This window comes from Neochlamydia sp. AcF84 (assembly GCF_011087585.1).
Taxonomy (GTDB): Bacteria; Chlamydiota; Chlamydiia; order Chlamydiales; family Parachlamydiaceae; genus Neochlamydia.
This window is the reverse complement of record NZ_VJOT01000014.1, coordinates 1-21,362: the sequence shown is the minus strand read 5'-3', so window position 1 is coordinate 21,362 and position 21,362 is coordinate 1. Positions and strand designations below refer to the sequence as shown.

The 21,362-nt window shown below is 38.5% G+C and carries 17 protein-coding genes; 8 read left to right on the top strand and 9 right to left on the bottom strand.

Annotation, left to right across the window (positions count from 1 at the left end):
• Positions 1–316 precede the first annotated feature (316 nt).
• The 3 genes from NEOC84_RS00715 to NEOC84_RS00710 are packed head-to-tail and all read left to right on the top strand — an operon-like array spanning position 317 to position 2,846.
• The gene (locus NEOC84_RS00715; protein WP_166154344.1) at positions 317–2,395 is read left to right on the top strand and encodes a hypothetical protein; all 2,079 of its coding nucleotides are present in this window, start codon (positions 317–319) and stop codon (positions 2,393–2,395) included.
• A 59-nt stretch (positions 2,396–2,454) separates the two neighbouring features.
• Positions 2,455–2,583 carry a type II toxin-antitoxin system HicA family toxin gene (locus tag NEOC84_RS10115; protein ID WP_283248239.1) on the top strand — a complete coding sequence of 43 codons (129 nt, stop codon included), beginning with the start codon at positions 2,455–2,457 and terminating at the stop codon, positions 2,581–2,583.
• Positions 2,580–2,846, top strand: coding sequence for a type II toxin-antitoxin system HicB family antitoxin (locus tag NEOC84_RS00710; protein ID WP_207391754.1), 267 nt, complete (start codon positions 2,580–2,582; stop codon positions 2,844–2,846). The genes NEOC84_RS10115 and NEOC84_RS00710 overlap by 4 nt, the downstream gene beginning before the upstream one ends.
• A gap of 151 nt (positions 2,847–2,997) precedes the next feature.
• Here the strand turns inward: NEOC84_RS00710 and NEOC84_RS00705 are convergent, their stop codons facing one another.
• The 8 genes from NEOC84_RS00705 to aroA all read right to left on the bottom strand — a co-directional run bounded on the left by NEOC84_RS00705 (position 2,998) and on the right by aroA (position 11,386).
• Complete coding sequence (locus tag NEOC84_RS00705; protein WP_166154342.1) at positions 2,998–4,035, bottom strand: spermidine/putrescine ABC transporter substrate-binding protein; 1,038 nt, start codon at positions 4,033–4,035, stop codon at positions 2,998–3,000.
• Position 4,036: 1 nt separating this feature from the next.
• Positions 4,037–4,801: an ABC transporter permease gene (locus tag NEOC84_RS00700; protein WP_166154340.1), complete on the bottom strand. Its 765-nt coding sequence runs from the start codon at positions 4,799–4,801 to the stop codon at positions 4,037–4,039.
• Positions 4,798–5,667, bottom strand: coding sequence for an ABC transporter permease (locus NEOC84_RS00695; protein ID WP_166154338.1), 870 nt, complete (start codon positions 5,665–5,667; stop codon positions 4,798–4,800). Before NEOC84_RS00695 ends, NEOC84_RS00700 begins: the two co-directional genes overlap by 4 nt.
• 1 nt (position 5,668) lies before the next feature.
• Positions 5,669–6,799, bottom strand: coding sequence for an ABC transporter ATP-binding protein (locus tag NEOC84_RS00690; RefSeq protein ID WP_166154336.1), 1,131 nt, complete (start codon positions 6,797–6,799; stop codon positions 5,669–5,671).
• A gap of 160 nt (positions 6,800–6,959) precedes the next feature.
• Complete coding sequence (gene aroE, locus NEOC84_RS00685) at positions 6,960–8,432, bottom strand: shikimate dehydrogenase (RefSeq protein WP_166154334.1); 1,473 nt, start codon at positions 8,430–8,432, stop codon at positions 6,960–6,962.
• Entirely contained in the window at positions 8,432–9,517 is a 1,086-nt protein-coding gene (gene aroC / locus NEOC84_RS00680; protein WP_166154332.1) for a chorismate synthase, read from the bottom strand. The genes aroE and aroC overlap by 1 nt, the downstream gene beginning before the upstream one ends.
• A complete protein-coding gene (locus NEOC84_RS00675; RefSeq protein ID WP_166154330.1) occupies positions 9,507–10,034 on the bottom strand; it encodes a shikimate kinase in 528 nt (175 codons plus the stop codon). Before NEOC84_RS00675 ends, aroC begins: the two co-directional genes overlap by 11 nt.
• A 65-nt stretch (positions 10,035–10,099) precedes the next feature.
• A complete protein-coding gene (aroA, locus tag NEOC84_RS00670; protein ID WP_166154328.1) occupies positions 10,100–11,386 on the bottom strand; it encodes a 3-phosphoshikimate 1-carboxyvinyltransferase in 1,287 nt (428 codons plus the stop codon).
• A 236-nt stretch (positions 11,387–11,622) separates the two neighbouring features.
• Here aroA and NEOC84_RS00665 point away from each other — a divergent pair, with 236 nt between their 5' ends.
• Positions 11,623–12,615, top strand: coding sequence for an ROK family protein (locus NEOC84_RS00665; RefSeq protein ID WP_166154326.1), 993 nt, complete (start codon positions 11,623–11,625; stop codon positions 12,613–12,615).
• Between the two features lie 656 nt (positions 12,616–13,271).
• The gene (htpX, locus tag NEOC84_RS00660) at positions 13,272–14,183 is read left to right on the top strand and encodes a protease HtpX (protein WP_166154324.1); all 912 of its coding nucleotides are present in this window, start codon (positions 13,272–13,274) and stop codon (positions 14,181–14,183) included.
• A 178-nt stretch (positions 14,184–14,361) separates the two neighbouring features.
• On the opposite strand, the gene NEOC84_RS00655 is transcribed toward htpX, so the two are convergent.
• Positions 14,362–19,116 (bottom strand): tetratricopeptide repeat protein, encoded by a 4,755-nt coding sequence (locus NEOC84_RS00655; RefSeq protein WP_166154322.1) that lies wholly within the window; start codon positions 19,114–19,116, stop codon positions 14,362–14,364.
• 304 nt (positions 19,117–19,420) lie between these two features.
• Between NEOC84_RS00655 and NEOC84_RS00650 the strand changes: the two genes are divergently transcribed.
• From NEOC84_RS00650 to NEOC84_RS00640, 3 genes are all read left to right on the top strand, one after another.
• Positions 19,421–19,750 carry a hypothetical protein gene (locus NEOC84_RS00650; protein WP_166154320.1) on the top strand — a complete coding sequence of 110 codons (330 nt, stop codon included), beginning with the start codon at positions 19,421–19,423 and terminating at the stop codon, positions 19,748–19,750.
• Complete coding sequence (locus NEOC84_RS00645) at positions 19,710–20,642, top strand: hypothetical protein (RefSeq protein WP_166154318.1); 933 nt, start codon at positions 19,710–19,712, stop codon at positions 20,640–20,642. The genes NEOC84_RS00650 and NEOC84_RS00645 overlap by 41 nt, the downstream gene beginning before the upstream one ends.
• Positions 20,643–20,822: 180 nt before the next feature.
• Positions 20,823–21,362, top strand: a 540-nt coding sequence (locus NEOC84_RS00640) for a helix-turn-helix domain-containing protein (protein ID WP_166154316.1), incomplete at its 3' end; no start/stop codon positions are given.

The window sequence follows — 21,362 nt, the reverse complement described above, 5'->3', positions numbered from 1 at the left end:
TTCAAACTGTCCCCTCTAGCCACAAAAATGATTAGTATGCCATGATGGGAAAGAAAATTCCTAAAGAATTTACCATGGGCAAACAATCGATCGAATGGGCATTTCAGGAAGCAGTTAAAGATAATGATTATTATTTATGTTTTTTAATTTCGAAACCGTAGAGTTATAAAATTAGTTAAAAAACACCTTCTTTACCTAAACTAATTTATTGCCTAAAACAAGGCTTTTACTTAAGATTTTTGCTAAAATTAGAGCAAGCACTTATGCATTTAACATTATTATGTTTAGCTTCCCTCACTAAGAGAAAGGATTATTTATGGCTCTAACATACGAGCAGGTTGAAATCAGTGGCAATGAAGAGAATTTTTGCTACAAAAAGCATGCTTATTCTCTCCAACAAAAAGTAATTGCCAATTGGAAGGGTAAAGAGGTTCGCCTAGCCATTTTAAAAGATAAAAGCAAAGCATTTAATCCACTTAAACGCTTGATTTGCTTAATCTATGGTGTGCTGTTAAAAGTATGTTTTCAAAATATTGCTGCGCGTGTTTGGCTTGAAAAGGGCCTTAAAGGCAAAAACGTAATTGTCGTTATTTCTCCCGCAAATAGTTCACCCTCTTGTAATAAAATTTCGATAAAAGGCAAAAATGTTTTAAATCCCAAAAATTTAGTCCTTCCCCTTTCCCCTAAAGAAAATGGTAGACTCCAGGGCTTAAAGAAAAACCCACCCATCAGGTATCCAGTATCCCCTACCTCTAAAAACATTTTAAGATCTCCTCGAAACCTTAAAGAAAAGATAAATATTAATGACCTTCTTAAATTTTCTAACTATGTTTCTGGAAAATCTTTTGAAGAGTTGGATTTTGAAACATTTGAAAGAATGGAAGTGGAAATAGAAAGAATAAGTAGAATACAGGCTAGTTTATCTCCTGAACATCCTTTAGCAGTCCAACTGACAGATGCATTGAGTAAGTTAAGCAGCCAGAATAAAGCTGTGGAGCTTATTTTTGAATTTACCACCCTTGAGCATCAGCTTTCTAGTTTAACTTTGAATGAAAAATGGGAAGAAATGAACTCTTTCATATTAAAACCTGAAGAGAATGTTCACTTTAATAAAATGGAAGAGAAGCAAAACCTTATTCTGGCTAGATTTCAGCATTATTTAAATCGTAAAGGCATTCCTTCTGAAAAGCTTAAGGATAAAAACTTTTTAAAAACCGAACTGCAAGCTTACCGTAAAGAAATTTTTTATACTAATCAAGCCTTGCATAGCAAAATGAAAGGAAAGAAAATTCAATGGATAACAAGCTCTCGCTCTGCCGCTCTACCTTTAATGCAAAGGATCGCTCAATTAGCCGATAAAACGGGGAAACAAATTTTTAAAGTGCCCACCTTAGTATCCACTAGTATTCTACTACATTATAAACTTGCTCCTCTCACAGGCGAACTTGGGTTAGGAATATCTCCGGTAGCAGTGAATAAGGAAAATTTATCGGGAATGGCTATGAATGGCTTTGAAACTTGTTGGGCTTACGCGCAAAAATCCCGCTCTTTATTTGATACCCAAAAAGAAATAGAGAAAATTTTGAATTTTGATCCTACGCTTGGATTAAGTACCAATCGCTTAAAAATAGCTGTACTACGATTAATATTAATGAACCAGCATCCTACTCGATGGCCTAAGTTAAAGCATCATATTCGAACAAAAATTTTAGCAAAAGCTTTGCAAACAGAAACTATCTTCCAAAAATCTCTTTTAGAAGAAGGATGGGAAGCAAAAGGAAAATTAATTGGGAGTCCTTTCCCAAAACGTGGCAGAAAAATTAATGAGCAAGAAATCTTAACCAAAGGACAAATTGTAGTAATTCCTCGATCTTCTGGGGAAAGAAAACTAGGAATGGTTTGCGAGGCCACAGCTCAAGAAGATAGCTACAATTATACTATCTTAGTCGAAATTGAAGGTGGGGGAAAAAGAATCTATAAAGCAAGAAAAATAAGAATCCCTAAGGAAGAAGATTTATTAGAAATTTTTAAAGGATTGCCTAAACTAAATAGCACTCAAACAATAACTTTAAAAAACTTGTTAAGAAGCCAAGTTCAAGAGATACGAAAAATTCTTAAACTCTTTAATCAGGTAAAACCTTTAGAGTTATCCCCTAGTCAGGCATCACTCATTAAAAATTCATTTCCTCTAATATGGGCTTCTAGCACTATTAATTCCAAAAATTATCAGCTAGATGTTAAAGGAGAAAGCCTAGTTACCGGCCATGCTGAGCTTGGCAAAGATATACAATTTGCGTTTACAGATGAAAAACATGCCGATGTATTAAAGGAGGCTGTAGAGCCTTATGGTGTTACCGTTCTTACTGTACAAGAAGGGCGATACTTAGTTGAATAGGTAAAACTAGAAAAGCTTTATTACGCCCTGTCGAGGCAAAGATTACCGAGGGAGAAGGATTGCGCATACGATTTGTATTAAATGGCATACGGGCTACTTTCCACCGCCCTCATCCTAAAAAAGAGACTGATAAAGGCGCTCTAGTTTCGATGCGGTGTTTCTTAGAAAATGCAGGAGTAAAACCATGATGAAATATAAAGGATATACGGGTCATGTCGTCTATGATGATGAAGCCAAAATTTTTCACGGAGAGGTTCTGGGAATAAGAGACCTCATTACATTTCAGGGAAAAACAGTTGATGAACTAGAGCAGGCTTTCAAAGACTCTGTGCAGGATTATCTTACTTTTTGTGCAAAAAGAAAAGAAGAACCTGCAAAGCCTTTCTCCGGAAAATTTAACTTACGCCTCTCACCCGAATTGCATGCAAAGCTTAGCTCCAAGCTAAATTAAATCAGATGAACTTAAACAGCTATATTAGCAAGGTTTTAAAAACAGCTTTATAAGATTCAATAATCAAGTAATGGAAATGCTCCCCACTCCTCACTCATTTTCTTTTCCATAATTTTTTAACCCTCTGATTGGCAAGCTTCTCGAATCAAGTTTAACTCTTTTTAACTTTATCCCAAGCCTGATTGTAAAGCTCACCATCTTTTCCTAAATATTTTAGAACTTCTGATTTCTCCACCATAGCTGGCGGAGGAAAAAGAGAGGGGTTTTCCTGCATTTCTTTAGGTAAAAGAGCATAGGCAGCTTGGTTGGGTGAAGGAAAGCAGGTGAATTGCATATTTTCTGCAGCTACCGCCCCTTCCAATAAAAAATTAATAAAAGCATGTGCTAAACTAGGATTAGGGGCGTGTTGCGGAACAACAGCATAATCAAGTGAAATAATAGAGCCCTCCTGAGGGATAAAGAAGCCTACGTGGCTATTCTCCCTCATGACTTGGAGCATATCCCCATTGTAGCCTTGCGCCACAATATATTCAGCACTAGCAATTCCATGTTTATTCTGCTCACTCTCAAATTTAGCTAGATTTTTTTTCCATACAAGCAGCTGATCAACAGCTTGATTTATCTCTGCTTTATTAATACTGTTGGCGCTAAAGCCTAAATATTTTAGGGCTGCTCCTATGGTTTCCCGCATATCATTAAGCATCGTCATGCGCCCTCGCATATCTGATCGGCCAAATATTCCCCAGCTTTGATCTTCCACCTTAATTTTATCTTTACGATAAGCAATCCCACTATAGCTCATCGCAAAAGGCACTCCATAGATGACCGTGCCTTCATCAAACTTTTCAGGGGTATAATGAGGTGTAAGATTCTTTAAATATGAAAGTGAGCTGATAGGAATAGGATTTAACATTTTTTGTTGCAGCATTAGCTCATAGGTGTAGCCACTAGGAAAGATCACATCATAGCCTGTAACGCCTAGCTTTAATCTGGCGTACATGGACTCATTGCTATCAAAAGTATCGTATACTACCCGACAATTATGCTCTCGCTCAAATTTTTCAATCAGCTCAGGTTTAATGTAATCGGCCCAAATGTACAAATGCAGTTCATTTTCAGGGGTACTGCAAGTGGTGACAAGAATGGCTAAATAGGCAAAAGCGATCATAAAAAACAGCCACTTTCTCATGCTACTCCTCTGACAAATGTTGGGTCAGCCAAATAATTATAAAAGTAAAGATCAATAAAATTACCGATAAGGCATTAATCACAGGGGTGGAGCCATATTTTATCATGCTATAGATGTAGATAGGTAGAGTGGTTGTCCCTTGGCCTACCACAAAGAAAGTAATCACAAAATCATCTATAGAAAGAGTAAAAGCTAACATGGCACCTGCCGCAATGCCTGGAGCAAGCAAAGGAATAAGAACTTTGCGCAATACCGTCCAATTGCTAGCACCTAGATCTTGAGCGGCTTCAATAATGGAAAAATCAAAATTTTGCAGGCGAGCTAATATCACCATCGTCACATAACTAAGGCAAAAGGTTGTATGCGTGATAAATACCGTAAACAAGCCTAATTTAATATTTAAAGCCATAAACAATAATAGCAAGCTCATGCCGGTCAAAATATCTGGGATCACTAAAGGCACATAGACTAAACCGTAGTGGGCTTTTTGAAAACGCGTTTTATAGCGATAAAGGGCTAAAGCTGCTGTAGTCCCTAAGATGGAAGAGGCAAAAGTAGCGCTTAAGGCTACAATCAATGAATTGCGAAAAGATTGCCACAAGGCTCGCTCGCGTAAAAGGCGTTCATACCATTTCCAGGTAAATCCCGCCCATTCTCCACCAAAACGCGAATCATTAAAAGAATTAATAAAAAGCACGATAATGGGAAGATAAAGAAAAATCAAAACGATAATAGTGATGATAAAAGGGAACCGACTTTTTTTCATTCTTTTGCCCGCCCTTCAAAGCTTAATTTCTTCGCTTTACTTTGTATAAGGGTAAAAATACTCATGGGCAGTAGGATAATTATAGAGAGTAACGCCGATAAGCCACTTGCTAAAGGCAAGTTGCGATCAATAAAAGTACGTTGAGCTATTTTATTGCCTATCATTTCACTTTGCGTCCCTCCTACAAGATCAGGAATCACATAAGCACCAATAGCAGGAATGAATACCATTAAGGTAGCTGTTCCCAGGCCTTTCCGAATAGAGGGCAGAAAAACCTTTACAAAAGCATAAAGCCTCGTAGAACCTAAATCTGCTGCAGCTTCCAACAATTGAAAATTAAATTTTGAAGCTGAAGCATAGATGGGTAGAACAGCAAACGGCAGATAGGTATAGACCATCACTAACAGAACCGCCCCGGAATTATAGAGAAGAGATATGGAAGGATCTGCCAGATGTAATTGCACTAAAAAATTTTTAAAAAAGCCTTCAGGATGTAATAAAGCTTTCCAGGCAAAAATACGTACGAGAAAACTGCTCCAAAAAGGAACAATGATTAGCAACAAAATAAGCTGGCGTGTTCTTGTAGAAGCACGAGCAAGCTGATAGCCAACCGGAAGTGCACAAGCAAGGCAAAAAACTGTAGTTAGCACACTCAACCAAACGGTTCGCCATATTAACAATAAGTAGCTAGCGTCCAACAAAGTATAAATATTCTCTAAGGTCCATCCCTGTCCTATGCCTCCAAAAGGATCACTAGGCTTAAAGGCAAAAGTAAAGATAACAAGCGTAGGAATAAAAAAGAAAATAATGAGCCATATAAAAGAGGGCATAGTTAGAGCAAGCTCTTCTAGCTTAGCCTTCTTCATCTTATTCGCCCTGCTTTTCAATGGAAACTTGGGGATTGTATCTCTCTAAAATAAAGCCATCATCGGCATGCCACCATATCCACACTTTATCATTCCAACGAATAGGATGCTCATCAAGTAAAAAGCGGCGGTGTTGCTGAGTAACAGCAATGCGATGACCTTCAACTCTTACCCAAAAGTTTGTATGTGCCCCCTTATATACGACGTCTTCAACTACGCCTGGTACCTGATTGTGACGAGGATGATGAGGCGGCTGTTCGCGGGAAATATGCATTTTCTCTGGCCGCACACTCAGATGGACCAGGTCTCCCACATTAAGCTGTTTGTCATTAAAGCAAAGAACATTGGGAAAATTATCTAACGTTAAAAGGCTGTAGTCTTGAGAAACTTTTTCAGCCACATGGCCGTCCAAAAAATTAGTATCGCCAATAAAAGCTGCCACAAAGCTGCTCTTAGGAGCTTCATAGAGTTCAATAGGAGTTCCTATTTGCTCAAGGCTCCCTTGGCGCAAAACAGCAATACGATCGCTCACTGCCATCGCTTCAGTCTGATCATGGGTAATAAATAAAAAGGTAATACCTACCTCATCATGAATCAAATCTAATTCTAGAAGCATTTTTTGACGCAATTTAAGATCTAATGCTGCCAGAGGTTCGTCTAGTAATAAGACGCGTGGTTTATTTATTAAAGCTCTTGCTATAGCTACCCGTTGCTTTTGCCCTCCACTAATCTGATCAGGCATTTTATAGGCTGATTCTTTAAGCTGAATCAAATGCAGCATGCGGTCTACTTCAAAATCGATTTCCTTTTGAGGCCTTTTAGCGACGCGTAGGCCAAAAGCAATATTTTCCCAAATATTAAGATGAGGAAAAAGCGCATAATTTTGAAAGACAGTATTAACAGGACGTTGATGAGGAGGAATATGGGTAATATCTTGCCCATCTAAAAGAATCTTTCCTTGGGTGGGGCGTTCAAAACCTGCTACAATGCGCAGCAAAGAGGTTTTACCACAACCGCTTGGACCTAAGAGAGAGAAAAATTCTCCTTTCTTGATCGAAAAAGTAACATCTTGAAGGGCTTTTACATTACCAAATTCTTTGGATATACCTATAAACTCTAAGGAATCTGTCATCAACAAGCCTTATCTTAATTAAAATGTTCTTTTTACCCAGCAGGTAGCATGATAGCAAAGACTAGGCAATACATCAAGAAATTACACAGGAAATTAATCAGATGGGTTAGATCAAAAATAAAGAGGAATCGGCAATCATGCAAATCAGGTTTTAAACAATTTAATTTACAAGCAAAGCTTCTAAAGCCTTCTTTTCTAAAATTTCTAAAGCAACTTTTTCATCAATTTTTTCAGGAAACCAAAGTTTAAACTGCTTTAGAGCTTGCTTAATAAACATTTGATATCCATATACAATGCGACAACCTTTCTTGAGGGCATTTTTTAAAAAGTCAGTATCTTTAGGATTGGAGGTAATATCCATAACAAGCGCTTCTTTTTTAAGATGGCTCGAAGCCATCGAAAAGGCGTGCGAGGTGCAGTTAATTAAGATGTCATAACCCGCTTGAAAATAGGCTTGCATCATTTCCAAGCTTCCCGCTTGGCCACCAAAATCATCAGCTAGCTGCTCAGCTTTTTGGATAGTACGGTTTAAAATGATGAGTGCCGCTCCTTTGCGCTGGGCTTCAAAAGCAATCGCGCGTGCAGCACCCCCAGCTCCCAATAGAATAATTTTCTTATTTTTGACGGTTCCCCAGGTTTCTATACTTTCTAAGGCGCCTTTACCATCCGTATTATAGCCTATCCACTGTCCGTTCTTTAATAATAAAGTATTTACAGCTCCAATCGCTAAAGCCTCCTCATCCACCTGATCTAAAAAATCTATAATTTCTCTTTTAAGCGGCATGGTGACACTTAATCCTTGAAACCCTAAATTTTTCATTAAATTCAAACAAACTTTAAGCTCTTGGGGTTTTACGCGCATTTTTACATAAACAGCATTTAAATTAAGAGCGTGCATAAGCGCATTATGAGTGAGATGGCTGATGCTAGCTGCTACAGGATCTCCAATTAGCCCGTATAGCGCCGTATGCGGGTTTAAAGCTTTATAGCCATAGACTTCCCTTAGCTGCTGGGCAGGTAGCTGGCCTGGTGCTACCTTACACTTCTCATCCAAGCTAGCATACGTTATTTGGCTGCCTACAACTGGAGCTAAAATTCGGCTTATTTCTCCTGCTTCTCCCATGCTAATGGAAATAATGTCTTGCTGATTTTTAGCCTCTTGCATCTGCTTTAGGGTATTCACAGTGCTAAAGGAATACCTCGCAATTTTGTAGATTCCATTTTTTATAGGAGGCAATTTATTCAACCCATCTTTCAGATTTATAGAAGTATCCTTAAAATAGTGGCGGGAAATAATCAATTTAATGCCCGGCTGGTCATGGCTTATTTGCTTTATAAAAGCTTGAGGCACATCGGCCTCAATATCTAAGTAGGCGGGCTTACAAGCAGCCAAACATTTAATTTCTTGTAAGCGAGTTTTTTCATCGTAAGGATAATGACCTCCCTGCAATTTAGAGCGCAGAGTGAAAATCATAGGTAAAGGAAATTCCTTTAATAAACTCTTAAGAGTAGTAAGCTCACGATGAATAAAATAATCTAAGCGCAGTTCAATTAAGTCAGCATACGAGCTGGCTTGCTGAATTTGCAAGCGTGCTTCTTCCATAGTCGGCCCTAAAATGACTACACAAATCACTATAACCTCGATAAACGATTCATAAGCAGAGCGTCCGCTAATACAAGCGCTGCCATAGCTTCAACCACAGGCACAGCCCGAATAGCAACGCAAGGATCGTGACGCGAGCCTGCGGGCAGCTTAAATGTGGCTGCCTCGCCTTGTCTATTAACGGTTTCCATCGCTTTCATCACACTTGAAGGAGGCTTAAATACCACGCGTGCTATCAAAGGCATCCCAGTAGAAATACCTCCCAATGTTCCACCGGCATGATTAGTAACAGTGGTAATCTTTCCTTGTTGCTGCTGAAAGGAATCATTATGCATAGAGCCTGGCATCTTTGCTGCTTGAAAGCCAGCGCCAATTTCAAAACCCTTGGTAGCAGGCAGAGTCATCATCGCCTTAGCCAAACTAGCTTCCAGCTTCTCATACATAGGATCTCCTAATCCTACAGGAAGGTTATGAGCCATTAATTCAACTATCCCTCCTAAAGAATCACCCTCTTCTTTAGCTTGCATGATAGCCTTTTCCATAGACTGAGCAGCTTCTGCATCAGGGCAGTAAATAGGACTTTTATAAACTTTTTCCGAAAGATCGGATGAAAAAGAAACTTTTGCGGCTATATTAGCCACTTGCAAAAGATAAGCAATCACCTGAATATCGTAATGCCTTAATAATTTTTTAGCCACCGCTCCTGCTGCCACCCGGCAGGCTGTTTCTCTTGCTGATGAGCGTCCCCCTCCTCGATAATCAAAGAGACCATATTTTTCTAAATAAGTAAAATTAGCGTGGCCTGGTCTTAAAAGGTTCTGAATAGACTCATATTTGCTAGAGTCTACATCTCTATTTTTAATAAAGATAGAAATGGGAGTGCCCGTAGTTTTACCCTCAAAAACACCTGATAAGATTTGACATCGATCGCTCTCTTGACGAGGCGAAGTGTATATACTATGTCCAGGAGCACGTAAAGCTAAAGCCTGGTTAATGTCTTCTTCTTGCAGCAGCAGACCTGCTGGACATCCGTCGATAACTACTCCGATGGCTGGGCCATGGGATTCACCCCATGTGGTGATTTTAAAAATATTTCCTATTGAATTACTGGCCATGATAACTCTCGTAAATAATTGCTACAATTTGAGAGACACTTAAGGAACCTGTTTCAACGATTTGGTCAGCATATAATTCATAAAAAGGAGAGCGCCTCCTTATTAGCTTCTGATAAGCTTCTACAGGCTTTTCTTCATTCTCTAGATAGGAAGGAAGTGGATGATCTAATAATCGTTTCTCTAAAATAGCCAAAGAGGTCTTTATATAAATAATTTTGCCTGTTTTTTTAAGAATTTTTACATTCTCTAACTTTTCTAAAGCTCCTCCGCCTAGTGAAATAACCGAACATGTATAACCTTGCAGGGATGAAATAGCTTGCTGCTCATACGCACGAAATTGACTCTCCCCTTCTCTTTTAAAGATCTCGCGGCAAGAAATTTGAATGTTTTTTTCATTTTTATAACATTTCTCAACTAATCTATCGGTATCAATGAATGGCCAACCAAATTTACAGGCTACTTGCTTACCTAACGTTGTTTTTCCAGCCAGCGGCGGTCCCGCCAAAATAATATTCATGTTAGAATTTACCTATCCATACGATAAAAGATTAATCAGTAAGAACATTTTCCTTAAAAGTTACTTTAAACTTCCTCTATATTAGCACCTAAGCGCTTAAAATCTTGCACAAAAGTTGGGTATGTTTTTTCAATACAGTTAGAATGATGAATAGCTGTTTTGCCTTTTGCACCCATGGCTGCTACCGCTAAAGCCATCGCCACACGATGATCTTTATGAGAGAAAAGAGAGGTTCCTTTTAATGGATTTCCCGTCACACAAAGGCCCGAGTGAGACTCTTGAATATGAGCCCCCATTTTTTTTAACTCTTTAGCTATACAAGCTATGCGATCACATTCTTTCTGGCGTGCTACCGCTGCATTTATAATTGAGGTCTGCCCTTCTGCGTAACAGGCCACGACAGCAAGGATAGGAAGAGCATCTATGCAATCATTGATATCTACAGTCATTCCTTTTAAAGGTGCTCTTGGATAAACATGTATGCTGTGGGCCTGCTCATCAATCTCTATGCCAGCACCCATTTGCTTAAAAATATTGATAATAGCTTTATCCCCTTGCAGATCATGCATGGAAAGGTTATTAAGCACAACTTCCGACTGAGTAACGATAGCAGCAGCTATAGGAAAAGCAGCAGAGCTCCAATCTCCTGGCACTGCATATTCAAAGCCATCATAGCTACCTATTCCCTGAACTTTAAAATTTTTATAGCAATGGTTTTCATAAGGCACTTTTAATCTTTTAAGCCAATCCAGAGTTAAATCAATCCAAGGTTTTTCGCCGGTCTGATGCACCTCTAACTCTAAAGTACCTTTCAAAAAGATAGCCGCCATTAGCAAAGAAGAGATATTTTGAGAGTCAGAGCCAGCTTCTATAACACACTGACCTGCCCTTAAAGGCCCTTTTATAATTACAGGTGCAAATCCATCTCCTCGTGTGGAAATCGCTTGTGCTCCCAATTGCTCTAAAGTTTTAAGAAGGACATGCATAGGCCGTTGATGCCGGATTGATTCATCCCCCGTAATTACAATAGGATGCGTGCCTAAAGCAGCAATGGCAGAAATAAAGCGTAAGATTATACCAGAATTATGGGCATTAATCACATTTTCTGCTCCCCTAATTTTTCCCCCAATACCTTCAATCTGTAGATGATCGTCTTGGACAGTAATTTTAGCTCCCAGATAACGACAAGCTTCCATCATGGCCAGGCAATCGGGAGAATTTAAATAATGGTGGACAAGAGAAATATTTTTTCCTAAGGCTCCTAATAAAATGGCCCGATGTGTTTGTGACTTAGAAGAAGGAATTTGAATTTCACCTGAAAGAGATGAAGGCCCTACTATTAATGTTTTCATAAAAAATTTCTCGTTCCCCTAGGCTGTCTAACCTTACTTTTTTCTCTACAGACGGCAGGATAGCTTAGGCAAACAGCTGAAGTCAAATTTTCTTTCTTAATTATCGTTCTAATGTTTGGATCAGATTAGGCGACTTTTTGTAACATCTATGGATAACGGGTAAAATTGCCAATAACTTTGTTTATTTATAATTATTATTTAGCTATATCCAACTTTTAAAATAGGAGACTAACTGCATGGCAAAAAAATATGCAATTGGGATGGATATTGGAGGCACTAAGATTGAAATAGGCTTGGTCGATCGTTATGGCACTATTCATCAAAAAAAAAGAATTTCCACCCATGCTAGTCGCCAGCAAGAAGTGATTGAACAGGAGATCATTCAAACGATTCAAGAATTTCATAATTTGGGAAAAAGTTTTATCTGCGGGATTGGAATTGGTGTACCGGGGCAGGTCAGCGCTAAGGATGGGTCCATCGTTTTTGCTCCCAATTTAAATTGGCATAACATTTCTTTAAAGAAAAAGATTGAAGAGATAACTTCCTTGCCTGTAACTATTACCAATGATGGACGTGCAGCTACCTGGGGAGAGTGGTTAAATGGTGCAGGAAAAGGCAGCAATAATATTGTGTGTGTATTTGTCGGCACAGGAATTGGCGGTGGTATCGTCAATGAAGGCAAAGTTATGCCTGGCTACACTAACTGTGCGGGCGAATTAGGTCACATGATTATTCAAATGAACGGTCCGCCTTGCACCTGTGGAAGCCATGGATGTTTCGAGGCGATGGCCTCAGGATGGGCGATAGCCAAAAAAGCTAAAGAATTGGTATACAAAAATCCTTCCCAAGGAAAAGCTTTATTAGATCTTACCAATGGAGATATTCCCGCCATCTCGGCAAAGCTTGTCATTCAAGCCTACAAGGAAGGTGATATCCTGGCAGGCAAAATTCTAAATGAAGCCATGGAAGCTTTAACGATTGGCTGTAGCAATATGATTAATGTTTTTAATCCTGAAAGGTTAATTTTAGGAGGCGGGATTATCCAGGGATTACCCGAAGCTGTGGATTATATAAAAAAGAGAGTTATAAATTATGCACTAACAGCAGCCACTTCCACGCTTGAAATTTTACCTGCCAATTTCACTGAAGACGCAGGCACTATAGGCGCTGGAGCTTTAGCCTGGCATCAGTATTTAAGCTTTTCCAAAAATAAAGAAAATTGGATCTAACACTCTTAAAGTCATGTTTTTATTGGACTTAGCCCTCCAAGAAATTTTTTATATTGTGCGAATTTTTGTAATGGAGCAGGTAAACTTTAGAGGGGCGCTCAAATATTGGCAAAGATAAAAGATATTATCCAGCGTTTAAAAAAAATTGAGTAACACATTTTCTTGATGCATAAATAAAGACAGGTTAGACCGATAGAACTAAGAAATTAACTCTTCTCAAATGAGAATCCATCACCTCCTATCTAAAAACACACTGGGGGTTACTTCCAAGAAATTTACCCACAGGTGTTTTTTTTTACTAACGACAACTTACAAAAGAAGTTAGAAGATAAGGCTTTTATTAGGATAAAATGCTCATCAAATTGCTTAAAATAAACGAGGCGTTAAGAATATCACATGCCTATATGCAAGAAAGTAATGAAAAAATAAGTGCGCAAAGAGGATTAGAGCTTGTGTTAAGTAGTGAATCAATAAAAACTTTAAATAGCGAAATTAATGCCTACTAGAAGTTTGAAATACAAGAACCTGAATAGCTACCTTCTAATCAAGAAAGCTTGCTTCTTAAGAGTTGCCCTTCGCAAGCAGAAATCCATTCACAATTAAAACCTTTAAATTGTAAGATTGCGTAGAACGTCTGATAAAATGGGAGTCTATTTATGGCCTTAGCTAAACGTATTATTCTTTTCCTCGTTGTTAACTTTCTAGTAGTCGCCTTCATTTCATTCATTACCTACTTTTTTAATCTACAACCTTTTTTAATGAAGAAAGGGATCAATTTACCTTCTTTAGCCATTTTCTGCTTGTTATGGGGAATGGGAGGAGCGGTTATTTCTCTACTCTTGTCCAAGGTAATGGCCAAATGGATGGTCGGATTAGAAATGATCGATCCAGATACCTCCGACTTACAAAAACGTGCGGTACTTGAGACAGTCTATCAGCTAGCAAAAAAAGCAGGATTACCTAAAATGCCAGAAGTAGGTATTTATTATTCCCCTGAACTTAATGCCTTTGCAACAGGGCCTTCTCGTTCTAACTCCTTAGTAGCCGTTTCTTCAGGCTTAATAGAGCGTATGGAAAAAAATGAAGTAGACGCGGTCATTGGTCATGAAATTACCCATATAGCTAACGGTGATATGGTAACCATGACCTTATTACAAGGAGTCATTAATGCTTTTGTAATGTTCCTTGCCAGGATAGTAGCTTATGGTATTAGCAAAACTTTCTCTAAAGAACGGGATGAAGAACCTTCTCCTTTTATGTACCAAATGATCGTTTTTGGCTTAGAAATTGTTTTTATGATTTTAGGCAGCCTTGTAGTCGCAAGCTTTTCTCGCTATCGCGAATATAGAGCCGATGCTGGAAGCGCACGCTTAGTAGGTGCACCTTCTATGATTGCTGCCTTACAAGCTTTGAAAAGTAATTTTGAAGTTAAAGACCCCAATCAAAATCAAGAAGCGATCAACGCTTTTAAAATCTCAGGGACTAAAAAAGGCCTCATGCAATGGTTTGCTTCCCATCCTCCTTTGGATGACCGTATTGCTCGTTTGCAACAGCTTTACCGCTTCTAGAATGTTAAGCTAGCTCCTAGTATAAAGTAAGCTCCAGAAGAAGTAACTTACTTTATACTAGGATTTCATGTATGGACTCCCAGGTAGATACGAGCACACCTGCAGGTGGTCAAAGTGTAATATGCAGTTCATCTGATTTTGATTTGCAAAGATTAAAACACCTTAAAAGTTAACTTTTTCATAATTTTCTGGATAAAGATGCATTTAAGCTTTTAAGAGCTGCGTTAATGGCTGTTACTGTAGGATGATGGATACCATACGCTCTAATGCTAATCCTAAGAGCTTCTTTAGTATATTCGAACGCCTTGTCCAAATTGCCCTTTTCTTTACAGATTTGTCCCAAGCTATTGTAACGAAGTGCCACGGTAGGATGATTTTCACCAAAAAGCCTAAGGTTAATGGTAAGCGCTTTAGTGCTATACTCTTCGGCCTTGTCTAAATTGCCTTTTTCTTTGTAGATTACTCCCAGGTTATTGTATCGAATTGCCAAGGTAGGATGATTTTCACCAAAATGCTTAAGGTCAATGGTAAGCGCTTTAGCGCTATATTTTGCCGCTTTATTTAAACGACCTTGTTTTCGGTAGATTAGTGCTAAGTTATTGAGATCGATTGACACGGTAGGATGATTTTCACCAAAAAGCCTAAGGTCAATGGTAAGCGCTTTAGTGCTATATTCTTCAGCCTTGCCTAGTTTGCCTTGTTCCTGGTAGATTTGCCCCAAATTTGTGTAACCGCTGGCCACGTTGAAATGATTTTCACCATAAAGCCTGAGGTTAATGGTAAGTGATTTAGTGCTATACTCTTTGGCCTTGTCTAAATTGCCTTGGTCTTGATAGATTGCTCCCAGATTGCTGTAATTGGCTGCCACGCTGAAATGATTTTCACCAAAAAGCCTAAGGTTAATGGTAAGCGCTTTAGTGCTATACTCTTCGGCCTTATCTAAATTGCCTTTTTCTTTATAGATTACTCCCAGGTTATTGTATCGAATTGCCACGGTAGGATGGTTTCCACCAAAAAGCTCAAGCTCAATGGTAAGCGCTTTAGTGCTATACTTTTCCGCCTTGTCTAAATTGCCTTGGCCTTGATAGATTGCTCCCAGATTGCTGTAAATGGCTGCCATCGTAGGATGATTTTTACCAAAAAGCTTAAGATTAATGTTAAGTGATTTAGTAGTATACTCTTCCGCCTTGTCTAAATTGCCTTGGTCTTGATAGATTGCTCCCAGATTGCTGTAATTGGCTGCCGTCGTAGGATGATTTTTATCAAAAAGCTTAAGATTAATGGCAAGTGCTTTAGCGCTATACCCTTCAGCCTTGTCTAAATTGCCTTTTTCTTTATAGATTGCTCCTAGATCGCTGTAATTGGCTGCCGTCGTAGGATGATTTTCACCAAAAAGCTTAAGGTTAATGGTAAGTGCTTTAGTGATATACTTTTCCGCTTTGTCTAAATTGCTTTTTTCTTTATAGATTGCTCCCAGATCACTGTAATTGTCTGCCATAGTAGGATGATTTTTACCAAAAAGCTTAAGATCAATGGTACGAGCTTTTGTACTATACTCTGCTGCCTTGCCTAAATGGCCTTGGGCTTTGTAGATGTTCCCTAAGTTATTATAACTTCTAGCCACACTAGGATGATTTTCACCAAAAAGCTTAAGATCAATGGTACGAGCTTTTGTACTATACTCTGCTGCCTTGTCTAAATGGCCTTGGTCTTGGTAGATATTTCCTAGGCTATTGTAACTCCTAGCCACGATAGGATGATTTTCACCAAAAATCTTACGGTCGATATTAAGCGCTTTAGTGCTATACTCTTCGGCCTTGCCTAATTTGCCTTGATCTTGGTAGATTCGTCCCAGGTTTGTGTGGCCGCCGGCCACGTTGAAATGATTTTCACCAAAAAGCTTTAGGTTAATGGCAAGCGCTTTAATGGTATACTCTTCGGCCTTGTCTAAATGGCCTTGGGCTTTGTAGATTTGTCCAAGTTTGTTGTAATTGTCTGCCGTGGTAGGATGATTTTCACCAAAAAGCCTAAGATTAATGATAAGTGCTTTAGTAGTATACTTTTCCGCCTTGTCTAACTTGCCTTTTTCTTTATAGATTGCTCCCAGATCGCTGTAATTGTCTGCCATAGTAGGATGATTTTCACCAAAAAGCTTAAGATCAATGGCACGAGCTTTTGTAGTATACTCTGCTGCCTTGCCTAAATGGCCTTGGGCTTTGTAGATGTTTCCTAAGTTATTATAACTTCTAGCCACACTAGGATGATTTTCACCAAAAAGCTTAAGATTAATGTTAAGTGATTTAGTGCTATACTCTTCGGCCTTATCTAAATTGCCTTGGTCTTGGTAGATTACTCCCAGATTGCTGTAATCGATTGCCATCCTGGGATGATTTTCACCAAAAAGCCTAAGGTCCATAGCTAGTGCTTTTTCAATATACACAGCTGCTGTGCCTAAATTGCCTTGGTCTTTGTAGATTGCTCCCAGATTGTTGTAATTGACCGCCACTCCGGGATGATTTTCACCAAAAAGCTTAATACTAATAGCAATAGCTTTGTTACAACACTCAGCTGCCTTCCCTAAATTGCCTTGGTCTTGGTAGATTTGTGCCCGATTGCTATAATCGATCGCCAATCTGTGATGATTTTCACCAAAAAGCCTAAGGTCCATAGCTAGTGCTTTTTCAATATACACAGCTGCTGTGCCTAAATTGCCTTGGTCTTTGTAGATTGCTCCCAGATTGTTGTAATTGACCGCCACTCCGGGATGATTTTCACCAAAAAGCTTAATACTAATAGCAATAGCTTTGTTACAACACTCAGCTGCCTTCCCTAAATTGCCTTGGTCTTGGTAGATTTGTGCCCGATTGCTATAATCGATCGCCAATCTGTGATGATTTTCACCAAAAAGCCTAAGGTCCATAGCTAGTGCTTTTTCAATATACACAGCTGCTGTGCCTAAATTGCCTTGGTCTTTGTAGATTGCTCCCAAATTGCTGTAATCGATTGCCACCTTAGGATGATTTTCACTAAGAAGCTTGAGATCAATGGTCAGAGCTTTGTGTCCATACTCAGTTGCCTGCCTTAGATTACCTTGATCGTAATAAATAACCCCAAGAGCACTTAAAATCAGCGAATTTTGCGGGCTTACTTCGCTTTCTAAAAGATACCACTTTTTTGCTTCTTTATATTGAAAGAGTCTTAAGGCTATATCACCTTGTGCCTTCGGCGAGTTATCCTCTAAATCTGATAATTGGAGGCTTTCTTCCTGGCCTGCTAAAAAATCTTGCATAGCTTGATAAAAAGGAATAAAAACACGGTAAATTTTTTTTATCTTTTCTAAAGCTTTATGATCTAAAGTAAACTGCTTATTGTTGAGGTTTGGGTCATCAAACCCAAAATGTTTAATTAGAGGATTCATCATCTCTTGCTGCGCTTGATAATGCGAGTAAGTTTTAAGGCGCATAAATAACGCTATACTCATCCACTCGCTTAGCTTTACAGCAGCGCTATTTTTTATAACTCCTAGCTTGTTCAGTTCATCAATTCTAGCAAAACTATTAGAGGATCCTATCTTTTTGAAAAGGGCTAGCCTGTCTAAAGCTAAATGAGGAAACCGATAAAGATCATTTTTAACTTTAAAGAGCATGCCCTGTCTACTTAAATCGCCCATTCTCGGATCAAAAGCCTCCATATCAACCAGCACAAGGTGTTTCTTAGCTAAATGCTGACGAAGGGTAAATCCTTCTTGATAAACAATCTCAAGCTTTTTCTGAAGCTTTTCACCATACTTCCGAGTTAGCGCCGGATCACCTAGTAAATGAGTAAAGGTTAAAAGCTCCATAGGAAGATGAGGCTCTTTTTCATACCACCACTGTCCTTTTTCGTCTTTAGCAATATATTGGGCCATCTTTTCAGGAGTCTGGATAAGCTCAAATGTTTTACCATTGCCGAAAGGGGTTTTACAGCCTTTCCCTTCTACTCCTGCCCCATCAAAGGCAAAACCTCTTGGAGTTATGCCATCAAAAAAATCTATAGCTTTTAGACAAGGAATGTTTAAAGCAGGAAGAATGGTTTCTCCTAGATTAATGACTTTTAAGTGAATTAGATTAGTAAGATTCCTAAAATACTTTTTATTTGCATCGTTATCTTCTTTTATAAGAATGCCAAATTCTAAATCGGAATAAGGAGTCATCTCTTCCCTAGCTAAGGAGCCAAAGCCTATCATAGCATATTCGCAAGGGGCAGGGCCTAAGACATTAATCGCCTGATTAACTAGTAAGCTAAAAAAAGCCTTTATATCCTGAGCAATCTTACCGTAAAGCTCTTTCACTTCTTGGAAAGAAGGAGTTTCTGGAAGAGATTGAATCATCTTCTCTATTTCCTCTCTAAATTTTTTTAATGCTTGGCGATTGCCCTTAAATTCTTTTCTTATTCTATTATTATCTAAAACTTTTTCTTGGCATGACTTGATAAGTAAATGTTGAGCTTTTGAAAGCTTTTCTTCAAAAAATCTCTTTTTATCATCAGAAACAATTTGTAACGCATAATTGTAAAGCCCTGCAGCTTGAAGTAAGCTTTCGGCTATACCTTTTTCCTGGTAAACATCTCCTAGTTTTTCTATGCAATATGCTTCTTGGACTAGCTTTTCTGCACAAACTTTTTCGCGCAGAGGGTTGTTCTTTTGAATAGCAAGCTTTAAACCTATCCTGTAAATGTCTTCTGCTAAAGCGCTGCTTTCAATTAACTGCTTCCATTCTCTACATATGAGTTTGGCTTGACACAAATCTTGGAACTCTAATTCCTTAAATATTTTTAAGCTAATTTCTCTATAGGCATTAGTCTCTCTTATGCAAAAAGAATGTTCTTCTTTATTCTCAAATGCTGGAAATATTAAGGGATGTATACGAAGAGAGTTTGATGAAAGCTGATTCATATGGTTATCCATTTTTTAGCTAGTTATAATTTTTGACCAAAGTATGCTTGCAGCTAAATGGCAAAAATAAAATTGTTTTTTCTAGACAATACTGAAAATTTATAAAAACGCCAGTAAAAAAATGATGAGAATAATTATTTATTAAAACCGTAAAAAATGGCATGAAAGCCTCTCACTATAAAGTTTATTTGGTATTTTGCCAGCTTTTATCCTATAGAATTGTTGGCACGGGGTGTAATTAAAAGTGTTGGCAAGATAAGGAAGGATTAATACATACTGAAAGCGTAGCAATAGGAGGTTGCATATGCTTAACGAAGAAGAAGTTAATAATGTAGTAAATCGCTTGAAGAAGCATCCTGGCCTATTAGAATCCATTAAAGATGTATCAAATATTACCGAAGGAATTAAAGAGATAGAGGTGGCGAATGATGCTGAATTTGCTTTTATTCCCGAAGTTAGGCGTTTAGGGAAAAAATGCCTTGAGGATTGGGCAGAGCATCAAGTAAATGAACAAGAAGCCAAGGCTCGGGAAATGAAATTAAGGCAGCATTCAAAAAAAACTAAGTTGGCATACGACATTTGGGATAGTAGGTATGGAAGAAAGATGCTTCCTACGAGCAGGAAAATTGATTAGACCCCTTTCCCTTTCTTCCCAGGTTAGATGCAGAGGGTATTCTTTACCATTAGAGCGAGCAATAACCGACTTTGGAGCAGATATTGCTTTTGGAAAAGTAGGAGAAAAGATGAAGGAGCATTATGGAATTGAAGCTTCTTCTTCCATGGTTAGATTGATTACCCAAAAGCATGCAAGCAAAATAGCCAAGCTAAAAAAAGAAGCGGCTAGCCAAGAAGCAACCATTATTAGTGAAACAGATGGGAGTATGGTACCCATTGTGGAGGTAGACGAGGCCGACAAACAAGCAAAAAAAGATGCAAGAAAAGCACGGAAAGTATGTTGGAAAGAAGCCAAACTAAGCTTGGCAAGAGGCAAGGACAGAGCCAACCGCTTTTATGCTGGTAGTATTGGAACGGCAGAACAAGCAGGTCAACAGATGCTAGAATGTGCTCTTATAGCGGGTCTGAAAGAAGGCAGCTATGTGCATGCCATAAGTGATGGTGCTCCGTGGATAGCTGAACAAGTAAAGCTAAAATTTTGCAATCGAAGCGGCCACTTAATTGATTTTTATCATCTATGTGGATATTTATCCGAGGCCGCCATTTGGTGCAATATTTTTGAGCCAAAAAAGTGGTTAGAAGAAAGTAAAGAGAAGTTAAAAGGTGGAAAAAGCCGAGAAGTTTTCAAAGAGATTGAAAATAAGTTCAAAGCGCTAGATCATCCTGAGCAGGAGAATGGCTTAGTAAGATGCTATAGATATATGAAAAAAAGACTGGGTATGATGAATTATAAAAGCGCTTTAGATAAAGGCTTACCAATTGGATCAGGCGAGATAGAAAATAGCCTTAAGGCATGTGGTGCAAAAAAGGCTGAAGATAACGGGTGCTTGATGGAAGACAGAAAATGCTAACGCGATGCTGAGCTTAATAATAGGTAGATTAAATTGTAATAGGTAGGACTTAATCTGACATTTGTGATAAAAATAAAGGAAACACAATTTATAAGTCGCGAAGCTTGAAGCCCTGCCGCTCATTAAAAGTGACAGCAGGGAAGTTGAAGTGAGCGACTTAAACCAATAAGGAGTGTCAAAATGTCAAATTTAGCAACTCATCAAAAAGTTATAAAAAATAAACTTGGTGTTTTAAAGCTAGCTGAAACATTAGGAAATGTATCCCAGGCGTGTAAGATGATGGGATATTCTAGAGATAGCTTTTATAGATTCAAAGAACTTTATGAAACAGGTGGAGAAGCAGCTCTTCAGGATATGACACGTAAAAAACCCTGTATAAAAAATAGGGTGGACGAATCTATAGAAAAAGCTGTTGTTGATTTTGCTCTTCAAAAGCCTGCTTATGGTCAGTTAAGAGTATGTAACGAGCTTAAGAAACAAGGGATTTTCATTTCGCCAGGAGGTGTGCGTTCTGTTTGGCTTAGATACAATCTTGAGACCTTTCAAAAACGTCTCAAAGCATTGGAAGCTAAAATGGCTCAGGAAGAAATGATATTAACAGAGGACCAACTAAAAGCTCTTGAAAAAGCCAAGGAAGAAAAAGAAGCACATGGCGAAATTGAAACTGAACATCCAGGCTATTTATTATCTCAAGATACCTATTATGTAGGCACTATTAAA